Genomic DNA, 12,921 nt, shown 5'->3' with positions numbered 1-12,921 from the left:
TTGACAGCCTCTACCTATGTTACCCATCTAGGGGATTATAAGGAATTCATTACAAAGATGGATTATCATTTGGAAAACCTGAACTCTCTTGTCTTTATAGCAGATGGCGCAAGGTGGATTTGGAAATGGATAGAACAACACTATCCTGAAAGTATACAGATTGTAGATTATTATCATTGTAAAGAACATCTATGCGAATTTGCTAAACTTTACTATAAAGATGAAAAACAAAGATATAAGTGGATTGATACATTCTCAGAAATGATGCTCACCAAGGGGATTGACCCCATTATTGTAACACTTGAAAAATTACCAGAACAGCGCAAAACAACTGGAAAAAGAAACACATTGATCAACTATTATCGTAAAAATAAAGACAGAATGCAGTATCATAAATATATTGAAAAAGGGTTGATAATAGGATCGGGAGCCATAGAATCTGCTCACAAAGATGTGCTGCAACAGCGATTGAAGTTATCTGGGCAGCGATGGACTATGGAAGGTTTTCAACAAATGGCGCAACTAAGAGTAGTATATAAAAGCAAACAAGAACACAGGATCAAACAATTATGCCAAAATGCAGCATAATGGGAAATTTGTCGTACACCCCCAATTACCGCATTTGTTGTTTTAAAATTAATAGACCAAGGTAGCTGGAATTTGGATGAACCTGTGTCTAACTATTTTATAGACGAAGATATAAAACATAGTAAATATATAGATAAGCTTACCACTAGACATATATTATCACATCAATCTGGTTTCCCAAATTGGAGATATTTGACAGAAGACAAGAGGTTATCTTTTCAGTTTGAGCCAGGAACAAAATGGCAATATTCTGGAGAAGGTTTTGAATACCTTAGAAAGGCAATTGAGAAAAAAATGAAGCGCCCATTTGATGAAATTGCACAAGAAAAGTTATTTGACCCAATTGGTATGAATAGCACTTACTTTTACTGGAAAGACAAAATTGATGAAAGTCTATATGCAATTGAGCATGACGAAAACGGAAAACCAATAAATTATGAAAAATACACCAATGCAAATGCAGCTGCTAACTTAATGACAACAGTAGAGGATTATTCTAAATTTCTCGTGTATATAATAAACGGAGCTGGCCTATCAGAGAACTTATATGCAGAATTTTTAAAAACTCAATCACACGAAAAAAAAGGCATTGATTGGAGTTTAGGGATGCAAATGTTATCAGGTTTGCCAAATAATGAAACAGCCTTTATGCATACAGGTGGTGATTATGGAACAAAAACCATCTCATTACTATTAAAAAACTCTAAGCAAGGCTTAGTGTTATTTTCAAATTCTGAAAGTGGAATGATTTTATGGCAAAAAATAATATCAGAATATTTTGGAGAAACAGGAAAAAAAATTGTTCAAAGAAATTTGGAATAGCCACAGAAACAAGCTAGCCAATAGCGATAAGGAGACGCAAATCAATACTTTTAAATTAAAGAGTATGTACAAAGTAAAGTTTAGTGGGGATTGCCTTCTTCTTTTATCCATACTTATGTGATAGATAAGAAAATAGTGTAGAGGCTAGTAAGGTTGATTAAAATAAAATATTAATTTGCAACATCTTATAATACTATTTTCTAATGTTGAAATTGATTAAGTCTTTTTTTATCTTTTTATTTCTTTTTAATGCTGTTCATTCTCAAAAAACAGAAAGTCAGCTTAAAAGTACCCCTGCAGAAGAAGCAAAAAGACTGACAGAACTGCAATCAAAATTTTATAAACTTGGAATTTACGAAACATTTAAAGTATATACAGATTCTATACTAATACTTGCCAAAGAACATGATTTAAAAGAATTTGAAATTGATGCAATTATTAGATTGGGAGTATACTACAAAAAAATTGATGCATATGATGAAGCTTTAACCTATTATTTACAAGCTTTAGAACTTTCAAAAGAATCACCAGAAAGTTATAAAAAGCAGACTGTTATTTTAATCAATCTTGGAAATTTATATAATATGATTGCTTATCATGATAAAGCTAGAGAGGCATTTAATGAAGCATCACAGTATTTGGAACAGTATAATGGACCAGACGTATATAAAATGGCAGTTTTTATTGGATTTTCAGAATCTTCTTCTGGAAATAAGAATTTTAAAAAATCATTAAAATACCTTGAAAAAGCTAAAGAAATAGGAGAAAAGCTAAAACGTGATGATATCCTTATTGCCGTTTTTAATAATATGGCAGATAATTATCTACAATTAAAAAAGTATGAACAATCACTAGCATACAGTAGAAAAGCAGAAGCACTTTATACAAGTGAGGAGTCTGCAGAGAGTAGAGCCTTAAGTTTATATATTATGGGAACCTCTTTGGTAGGGCTAAAAAAGTATGATGAGGCAATCACACCTTTACAATTGGCACAAGGAATATCTTTTACAAATGAGTATCTGAAAATTCAAATGGATACCCATAAACAATTAGCAAAGGCTTTTGAAAAACAAGGTGCTTTAGAGCGAGCTAATATGCAGCAAAAAGGCTATATAACTTCCCAAAAAAAATACCTATCCTCTCTATCTAAAGCTAAAAGATTGGAAGTAGAAAAAGATCTTGCTAATACAGAAGAATTATTAGAAGGTCAAAAGAAATCTAAGTGGGTCTCTATTTGGGCTGGTTTTTTTATGATTTTGATTTTACTAGGGGTATTATTTATATATGTTAAAAAGAAAAAGAAAGCAGAGCTAAGAGCTCGTCAATTAAAAGAAGATCAAATTATATTAAAAGACGAGAACAAAACTCTTAAAGTAAAAATATATAACCTCACACAGCAAAAAACAGCTGCTAAAGAGAGTGGTCAAATAGATGTAAACCATAAAAAATCTTCATTAACATCAAAAGATAAGGAGAAATATGTGCAACAGATATTAGAATATATGGAAAAAGAACAACCTTATCTTGATCATGAAATTAAACAGTCTGACCTTGCTAAAAAATTAGATATAAGCGTACATCTTTTTTCAGAAATATTGAATGTCTGTTTTGAAAAAAACTTCAATAATTTTCTTAACCTATACCGCGTAGATCGAGCAAAACAATTAATGAAAGATGATAAATACGCACATTATAAAGTGCTTGCTATTGGTTATGAATCTGGTTTTGCCAGTAAAACGTCATTCAATAGAGTATTTAAACAATTGGTAGGGCAAACTCCATCAGAATATCGACAAGCACAATTGATAGAAGGTTCTAATGTATAATGCGTTACGGTGTTTTTTTGCTGTATAATTACCAATCCTTTTCTGTACAAAAAATTAAAAAATATAATTACTTTATATAAACTTCATTAAATGCTAATTGGTTAGAATTTAGAAATAATCTATAAATTATAGATGACTTAAATCAGAAAATGATACTTGGATTAGGGTTTTAATCCAGTGTTTTGCCGATACGATTTTATACATTTTTCCCTCTATGAGATTCTTAATGAACTCTGTCAATAACAAGCAATGTAATTTGATATCACTCGCTAATCAAATAACTATACGTATCAACTTATAATCTGGTACTTTTTTATGGATGACTCTACTTAATTTCATTCTTGCAAATAGTAAGAGATAATTTCTAATCAATAATCCTTATAAAAAAAGATTTTAGATACTGTATATGATAAAAAAAATACACCAAAGTACTGTACTATATATAACTATATGTAGCCTTTTAATTACTTCTACTTGTTATGGATTTTCAAAAGGGTATTCAAATACATCAGAACTTTTTACATACGTAGGAGAATTTACTGCAATATGGGATACAAATCAACCAGGGACTTCTGCTACCAATCAAATTACAATACCTACAAACCCATCATATACATATAATTTTGTTGTTGATTGGGGAGATGGATCTACTGATACAAGTGTAACAGGAGATATCACGCATACGTATGCAACACCAGGAACATATACCGTAAAAATAAGTGGTGATTTTCCTGCCATTTATTTTAATAATTCGGGAGATAGACAAAAGATTATTGAGATTCTAGAGTGGGGTGTCATAGAGTGGCAAACGATGGAAAACGCTTTTTACGGATGCAGAAACTTAAATTTTGATGCTATAGACGCACCAGATTTATCTCTGGTAACCAGTCTTAAAAACATGTTTCGTAACTGTAGAGTATTCAATGGGATCATAAATAATTGGCAGGTAAGTACAATTACAGATATCTCTGGGATGTTTGCAGGAGCTTATATTTTTAATAGACCACTGGATAGTTGGAATACTATATCTGTTACAGATATGTCTGAAACTTTTAGTGAAGCCCGAAACTTTAATGAACCCTTGGATAATTGGAATACTGCTTCTGTAACTACGTTGTTAAACACTTTTAGAGGCGCTGGTAGATTTAATCAAAACATTAATAATTGGGATGTAAGTCAGGTAACCACAATGCAAGGTACATTTAGTAGTGCCAATAGATTTAATCAACCCTTAAATAATTGGAATGTAGCTAATGTGATTACTATGTCGAGTATGTTCTCTTCTTCTGATTTCAATCAACCGATTGCAAACTGGGATGTAAGTAATGTTACCGATATGTCTAATATGTTTGGGCAATCAGATTTCAATCAACCGATTGCAAATTGGGATGTAAGTTCTGTAACTAATATGTCTAGGATGTTTTATAGGCATAGAACATTTGATCAACCACTGAATAGTTGGAATGTTACCAATGTTATCAATATGGCAGGAATGTTTGATGGCTGGATATGGGGTGGTGTGTTTAATCAACCACTTGATAGTTGGGATGTAAGTAATGTTACCGATATGAGCTACATGTTTAGAGACAACCCTTTCTTTAATCAACCTCTAGCTAGTTGGAATGTGAGTTCTGTTACAAACATGGAAGGTTTTTTTGAAGAAACTACCGCTTTTAATCAGAATATTAATAATTGGGATGTAGGTTCTGTGACCAATATGATGAGTATGTTTGAGGATGCAACAAGCTACAATCAACCCTTAAATAATTGGAATGTATCTGCGGTAACAAATATGTCTTCTATATTCTTTGGGGCATTGTCATTTAATCAACCGCTAGATAATTGGGATGTGAGTAGAGTATCCAACTTTCAACGTGCATTTTCTAATTCAGGTTTTAATCAAAATATAATAGGTTGGAATGTTGCTTTAGTGACAAACATGAGTGAAATGTTCGCAAATGCTTCAGTTTTTAATCAAAATTTAGCGAATTGGGATATTACAAATGTTACCACTATGACCAATATGCTATCTAATAGTGGGATATCTCAGGAGAATTACGATACTATATTGATCGGTTGGGCTACTCAAGCAGTTTCAGATAATGTAATGCTAGGAGCAACAAGCCTTAATTATTGTGATGGCAGGAATGCTAGGCAAGATTTAATTGATAACCATAACTGGAATGTTACTGGAGACATAATCAATTGCTCTTTTGTGCTTTGTACTCAGATAACATCTCCTGTAGATGGAGATACCAATGTACCTGCTAATTCTGATATACGATGGGCGCCTGCTCCAAATGCAACAGGATATAGAGTAAGTATCCGAAGAGAAAACGGGGGAAGTACACAGATTATTTATGATAATCAGGATTTTGGAAATGTAGTGGGACTAGATTTTACCAATGAGTTTACATCTGGAGATACCGTTTATGTAACCGTTATACCATATAATGATGAAGGACCAGCTACAGGCTGTTCAGAAATTAGTTTTACAGTTATAGAAAGTTGGGTCAACAGTCCAGATGCCTTTAAGCTTACTTATGATACAAGACTTCAGGAAGTGAACCAGACTACACCTATTAATCAATTAAAAATTCAAACAACCTCAATCTCTGGGTTTCCTTATAACTATTCTATTGATTGGGGAGATGGGCAATATGATAATAATGTCACAGGAGATAGAACACATACCTATCTAGTACCAGGAATCTATACAGTGAGTATTATAGGTACGTTTCCTGCACCAAGGCATGACGAGTTTAATAGTGACGCCTTTAAGCTTCTTTCTATTGATCAGTGGGGAACACAAGAATGGAAAAGTATGCAACGAGCATTTTCAGGTTGTGAAAATATGATATATAACGCTACAGATATCCCTAACCTAAACGATGTTACCAATATGAACTCTATGTTTATTGTATGCCGAAATTTTAACGGAAACATTAACTCATGGAATGTTAGCAATGTTACTAATATGAGAGCACTATTTGGGGTAGCATCAATTTTTAATCAACCACTGGATAATTGGGATGTAAGCAATGTAACTGATATGACTTTAATGTTTTTTAGAACAGATGCTTTTAATCAAAATATTAATAATTGGAATACCAGTAATGTGACATCTATGCTTAGAATGTTTGAAGATGCAGATGCTTTTAATCAACCATTAAATAATTGGAATGTCTCATCAGTAGAGAACATGGAAAAGATGTTCAACAGAGCAGAAATTTTCAATCAACCACTGGATAATTGGGATGTAAGTTCTGTACTTACAATGAGAGAAATGTTTAGAGGTGCCCAAGCATTTAATCAAAATATTAATAGTTGGAATGTAAGTAGTGTTACCAATATGAATAACATGTTTAATCAGGCTGTAGTATATGATCAACCTATGAATTCTTGGAATGTTTCAAACGTAATTACAATGCAAGGTATGTTTTCAGGAGCACCTGTGTTTGATCAACCGTTAAACAATTGGAATGTTTCTGGTGTAATCACTACGGCTTCTATGTTTTCATCTGCCACTAGTTTCAATCAAAATATAAATAGCTGGAATGTTACAAACATTACTACCATGCAGAGTATGTTTAATAATGCAAATACATTTAACCAATCATTAGGTAATTGGAATGTGAATTCTGTTGTAGACATGTCAAGCATGTTCCAAAACGCAAATAGTTTTAATCAACCTTTGAATACTTGGGATGTAAGTGCAGTAGCTAATATGACATCTATGTTTGAAGGCGCAACAATGTTTAATCAACCATTGGGCAATTGGGATGTGAGCTCAGTAACACTTATGGCATCTATGTTTGAAGAGGCTTCCGTTTTTAACCAGAATGTAAACTCTTGGAATGTAGGGGTAGTAACCAGTATGCAGGCAATGTTCAAAGAAGCTATTGTATTTGATCAACCACTAAATAACTGGAATACTGGTGAATTGCAAAACACGCAAGAAATGTTTAGTGGAGCAGTAATGTTTGATCAAAACATTGATAATTGGAATGTGTCGTTTGTAACCACTATGGAAGAGATGTTTAAAGAAGCTATTGTATACAATCAGCCTATGAACTCCTGGAATGTTGCTTCTGTAGCTACAATGGAAGGAATGTTTCAAGGAGCTACTTCATTTGATAACGCTATTAATAACTGGAATGTAAGAAGGGTACATACGATGGCATATATGTTTGATGGTGCCAGTGCTTTTAATCAACCCTTAAATAATTGGAGGGTTAGTAATGTTCAGAATATGAATTATATGTTCAGAAATGCCATCAGTTACAATCAAGAAATGAACATGTGGAATGTAGGTAGTGTGAGTATGCGATCCATGTTTCAAGGAGCAACAGTCTTTGATCAATTTTTGGGTAATTGGAGTGTAAGTAATGTAAGTGATATGTTAGATATGCTGGATAATACGGCTCTAACTCGAGAAAACTATGACAACACATTAATATCATGGTCTGAACAAGCATTGGTTACAGGTATTAATCTAGGTGCAGCAACACTTCTTTACTGCGAAAGTATCGAAGAAAGACAAGCTATGATTGACACTTATGGATGGGTTTTTACTGATGATATTCGTGATTGTCCTATCCCAGAATGTACACAATTAACATCGCCAGAAAATGGAGCAGTTGATGTGCCAATAAATACAAATCTTGTATGGAGACCAGTACTATATGCTACTCAGTACGATCTTACGATTACACTTCAGCCAAGTGGTGCAGTGATCAATACAACAGTATTTACAGAAACATATGAATTTGCTGCCAATGCACTGGTTGGTACTACTAGTGTAACGGTACTTATTGAACCCAGAAATAATGAAGGCGCAGCAACAGCTTGTGTTGTAGAGACTTTTAGCCTATCTACAGCTCTTGCCTCGGTACCAGACTGTACACTATTAACAAACCCAACAAATGGTAGTACCAATGTTATAATAGATAGTAACCTTTCTTGGGAAGCAATTGCAGATGCAGATGGGTATGTAGTAACAATTGGTACTTCTTCTGGAGGGAATGATATTTTGAATAATGAAGATGTTGGCAATGTGATCTCTTATGATTTGACAAATGATTTACCAGAGAATTCAGAGATCTTTGTAACATTGATACCTTATAATGAAGAAGGAAATGCTAGCGGATGTGTAGAAGAAAATTTTACTACCGAATTGATTCCCGTAGTACCTTCTTGTACTACAATTTCTAATCCAATAAACGGAGCAACAAATGTTCCAATAGATACAAATTTGAGTTGGAATAGTTCAGACGGAGCGACAGGATATTTAGTGACGGTAGGGATTACGCAAGGAGGAATAGAAATAGCCAATAATATTGACGTAGGTAATGTTACTACATACGATTTTTCTAGTAACCTTAATGAGAACAGAACTTTTTATGTTACTATTATACCTTATAATGCTGTAGGCGATGCGATTGGGTGTCTAGAAGAAAGTTTTAGAACAGGTAATACCACATTAAACGATCCGCCCGCTTGTACAACACTCTCTGTTCCGCTTAATGGAGCTATAGATGTAGCAACTACTACTAATTTAATATGGAATAGTAGTGCTAATACAGATGGGTACAGATTAATAGTAGGTACAACAACAGGAGGAACCGATATACTTGATAATTTCGATGTAGGGAGTGTAACCACTTATGACTTATCAACCAATTTACCAGAAGGCACTGAAATATTTGTAACCATTATTCCTTACAATGGTTTTGGTGATGCGACTGGATGTATAGAAGAGAGTTTTACTACAGAAACGTTAGGTACAGCACCAAGTTGTAGTTCACTGTCTAGTCCTATACATGGTACAACCAATGTTTCTATAGCTACAGATTTAAGCTGGAATACTGTTGCTAGTGCTACAGGATATCGGATCTCTGTAGGAACACTTTCTGGAGGAACAAACATTATCGATAATCAAGATGTAGGAAACATAACTACTTTTGATTTATCAAATGATTTACCAGAAAATACCACTGTTTATGTAAGCATTATACCATATAATACTACTGGCGATGCCACTGGGTGTGTAGAAGAAAGTTTTACTACAGAAACGTTAGGTACAGTACCAAGTTGTAGTTCACTTTCTAGTCCTATACATGGTTCAACCAATGTTTCTATAGCTACAGATTTAAGTTGGAATGCCGTTGCTAGTGCTACAGGTTATCGAATTTCAATAGGCACAAGTTCAGGAGCTATTGATATTATAAATAATCAAGATGTAGGAAACATAACCACTTTTGATATACCTACTAATTTACCAGAAGGCACTGAAATATTTGTAACCATTATACCATATAACACTATTGGCGATGCCACTGGATGTGTAGAAGAGAGTTTTACTACAGAAACATTGGCTACAGTGCCAGATTGTAGTTCACTTTCTAGTCCTATACATGGTTCAGCCAATGTTTCTATAGCTACAAATTTAAGTTGGAATACTGTTGCTAGTGCTACAGGATATCGGATCTCTGTAGGAACACTTTCTGGAGGAACAGATATTATCGATAATCAAGACGTTGGGAGCGTCACTACTTTTGATTTATCAAGTAATTTACCAGAGAATACCACTATTTATGTACGCATTATACCATACAATACTAGTGGCAATGCTATAGGATGTGTAGAAGAGAGTTTTACTACAGAAAATCCGATACTCGTTGTAGAAGATACTACCAAATACGGATTTTCTCCTGATGGGGATGGGATTAATGAATTTTGGGAAATTGATGGAATAGAGAATTATCCAGAAAACACAGTTTCTATTTATAATCGCTGGGGAGATATGGTATTTAAAATTAAGGGTTACAATAATACATCAAAAGTGTTTAGTGGAAATGCAAACCGATTGACCAATTTAGGAGGAGGGGAATTACCAGAAGGCACATATTTCTTTACGATAAATATTTCCAGAGCTAATTCCTTAAAAAAACTAAAAGGCTTTTTAGTTTTAAAACGATAATCATATGGTACAGTATATATATCAGATAATGACAATACTTATTTTGTCATTGTGCAACAGTTCTTTAGTAGCACAGCAAACACCATTGTTTACAGACTATTATTACAATCAGGTTTTGATTAATCCTGCTCATTCAGGGTATCATCCAGATACAGAAGTAAGCCTAAGTAATTTTGGATATTTGAATGATTTTGAAGGAAGCCCAAGAACATTTTCTGGGATTCTTACTACAAGTGTTTTTGATAACAATGTAGGAATTAGTGGTGGTGTTATAAGTGATCAAATAGGGGTAACCTCTGCAACATCTATTTTTGCATCTTATGCTTATAAATTATTTTTTGATCATAATTATAGCCGAGCACGCTGGTGGAATTATAACCCAAATGTACTATCCTTTGGTCTTACTACTGGAGTACTTTTTTTAAACGAAGAGCTATCACAATTAAATATACAAGGAGATCCAAATTTTGAAAATGATGTAAGTGTAACTGTACCCTCTTTTGGTTTTGGAGCTCTTTATAACCACAATAAACTTTATCTGGGGTTTTCAGTTCAAAACTTATTTTCTGATGGGATTGCTTCAAACCAAAATATAAATATTCAGACACCTTATTATCTATATGGGGGATATAGATTGTATCTCAGCAGATTTGAAGAAATACGTGTACAACCAAGTATGTTGGTTAAGTTTGAGGCTGATGCTCCTGCACAATTTGATTTTAATGTATCGGTTAATTATAAAAATAAAATAGAAGTTGGAGCGGGGTATCGCAGTAGCTCTTCCCTGAATGCATTGGTAGGTCTTTATTTTTTGAAAAACTGGCGTTTTGCTTATAGTTATACAACATTTGGTAGAGATACTCCCATAACCAATACAAACGGTTTTGTTTTAACATATAGAACCGGAGAAGGGTTCTAATATGCCATAGATCAACCAAACCATCTGTATTAGGGTATGAAATATGTTTCTTTGTCTAGTAGTGCTACTATTTAATGGTTAATTTGGCAGTATAGGTTACTACTTATTTCTATAGATGGCTAAAAAATAAATACATAAGTAGATTTGTCAATACGATTATGCCTATATACCCCCACCTTTTGTTTATCCTGAGTACTACATATTGTAGCATCAAGACTATAGCAGCATATATTCCTATTAGACCTTGATCATTCCTGTACTGTTTAAGTGATGCGTCATTCAATAGGTAAAACGTTCCTATTATTTGATACTCTTTTATATATTCATTAAAACAATAGATACCTATAAATAATGTAAAGGTCATTACAACAAGTAGTATGGGAACAAGCAAATGCTCATTTACTCTATTTGGATAGGTACGGTTACTCATTAGATAGCTTTTTTAGAATAAAGTATTTTACGTTTTATACTTCTTATAATTTCTCTAATTATTAAGAATAAAAGCCAACTGTAAAAGGTGGTGATGACTATAATAGATGGTAGTACCATACCATAGAATTGCGTTAAAACGGCAAGTAGTATAAGAACACCTAGAATTCCTAAAACCCATTTTATAAGTAATGGTTTAAGAGCTGTAAAGTTAGGATCTGTTTTACGTTTTCTTTCTGTGCGTTTTAGATATACTAGAAACCCAGTCATAGCCAGAAAACCAGAGGTTATCCCAAAAAATGCATATATTATTTTAAGCCATATACCTCCCCAATCTCCAAAATGCATAGATTCCTGAATAAAAAAAAGCTTTTTCCCAAAAGAAGTTTTACGAATATCAAAACGATGTAATTCTTCAAATGTTTCTTTATCTAGAGTAATCACAAAGCTTTCACGTTCAAATGCTGTTCTGGGTACCGTTCCGTAGATGGATACACTTCTGCTGCCATCTTTTGATGATACAAGGGTTTGAGGAATAAATTCTGGAAAAAGCTGACGTGAGGTTGCATAGGCATCTTCAAAGCTAAAACTGTATTTTGTATCATTTTCCTGACTTAGAGGCTTCTCAATAGCATGATACTTATTAGGTCTACCAGATTCCATTACTATTGGTTGTAGCCAACCTTGCAGTCCCAGCCAGGCACCTGTAATAGCAATAACAAGATTAAAAAATAAAGATGCAATACCAATCAGCTTATGATAATCTGCCGATACAATACGTAGGTTTTTTTTACGGATGGCGCCAAAGAATTGCTTTTTCATAAAACCACCATAAATCCAAAAACCTGTAATGGTAGAAATGAGTAGTGCCAATCCTGCAATTCCAACTATCTTTCTTCCTAAAAGACCCTCATACAGACGCACGTGTAAATGTCTGATAAAATACGCAAATGTGGTAAAATAATCTCGCTCTCCTACTATTTTACCTGAGTAGGGATCTATAAATATTTCCCAGTTTATAAACTCAAAACTACTTTTATTCACAAAAAACCAGACAACAACACTCTCATCTGGTTTTTCAGAAAATTTAATACCATTAAACGTATCATGGCCATATACTGATTTAAGGCTATCTATTATTGGGGTAAGTGTTATTTTTTCACTTTTAGGAACTACTTTGTAAAGTGATGGGTTGATTGTTTTGTCTAATTCTACTTTAAAAAGAGCAACAACCCCACTAATACTCAATAAAGCAATCACAACTCCAGCATAAAGGCCAATCCAATTGTGTAAGGACCACATTTTTTTACGCCAGAATTGTGATTTTTTCATTACTAATGTTTTTTAATATGTTT

7 protein-coding genes are annotated in these 12,921 nt (G+C 33.5%); 5 read left to right on the top strand and 2 right to left on the bottom strand.

Translation table 11 applies throughout. The features are described from left to right. The 5 genes from CVD18_RS11065 to CVD18_RS11045 all read left to right on the top strand — a co-directional run. Positions 1–588 (top strand): UPF0236 family transposase-like protein (locus CVD18_RS11065; protein ID WP_199185070.1); only part of this gene is annotated, 588 nt, incomplete at its 5' end. Between the two features lie 6 nt (positions 589–594). Continuing rightward, positions 595–1,410, top strand: a complete 816-nt coding sequence (locus tag CVD18_RS11060) for a serine hydrolase domain-containing protein (protein ID WP_103865506.1) — start codon at positions 595–597, stop codon at positions 1,408–1,410. Positions 1,411–1,613: 203 nt separating this feature from the next. Beyond that, positions 1,614–3,236, top strand: a complete 1,623-nt coding sequence (locus CVD18_RS11055; RefSeq protein ID WP_103865505.1) for a tetratricopeptide repeat protein — start codon at positions 1,614–1,616, stop codon at positions 3,234–3,236. Positions 3,237–3,642: 406 nt separating this feature from the next. Then, on the top strand, positions 3,643–10,218 hold the full coding sequence (locus CVD18_RS11050; RefSeq protein ID WP_103865504.1) for a BspA family leucine-rich repeat surface protein: 6,576 nt from the start codon (positions 3,643–3,645) through the stop codon (positions 10,216–10,218). 4 nt (positions 10,219–10,222) lie between these two features. Then, positions 10,223–11,137 (top strand): PorP/SprF family type IX secretion system membrane protein, encoded by a 915-nt coding sequence (locus CVD18_RS11045; RefSeq protein ID WP_103865503.1) that lies wholly within the window; start codon positions 10,223–10,225, stop codon positions 11,135–11,137. 109 nt (positions 11,138–11,246) lie between these two features. Here the strand turns inward: CVD18_RS11045 and CVD18_RS11040 are convergent, their stop codons facing one another. Next, on the bottom strand, positions 11,247–11,567 hold the full coding sequence (locus tag CVD18_RS11040) for a hypothetical protein (RefSeq protein WP_103865502.1): 321 nt from the start codon (positions 11,565–11,567) through the stop codon (positions 11,247–11,249). Continuing rightward, positions 11,567–12,898 (bottom strand): PepSY domain-containing protein, encoded by a 1,332-nt coding sequence (locus tag CVD18_RS11035; protein ID WP_103865501.1) that lies wholly within the window; start codon positions 12,896–12,898, stop codon positions 11,567–11,569. The genes CVD18_RS11040 and CVD18_RS11035 overlap by 1 nt, the downstream gene beginning before the upstream one ends. Between the last annotated feature and the right edge of the window lie 23 nt (positions 12,899–12,921).

Source organism: Aquimarina sp. I32.4 (genome assembly GCF_002924285.1).
Taxonomy (GTDB): Bacteria; Bacteroidota; Bacteroidia; order Flavobacteriales; family Flavobacteriaceae; genus Aquimarina.
The sequence above is the reverse complement of the archived record's forward strand: the minus strand, read 5'-3'. Positions and strand labels throughout refer to the sequence as shown.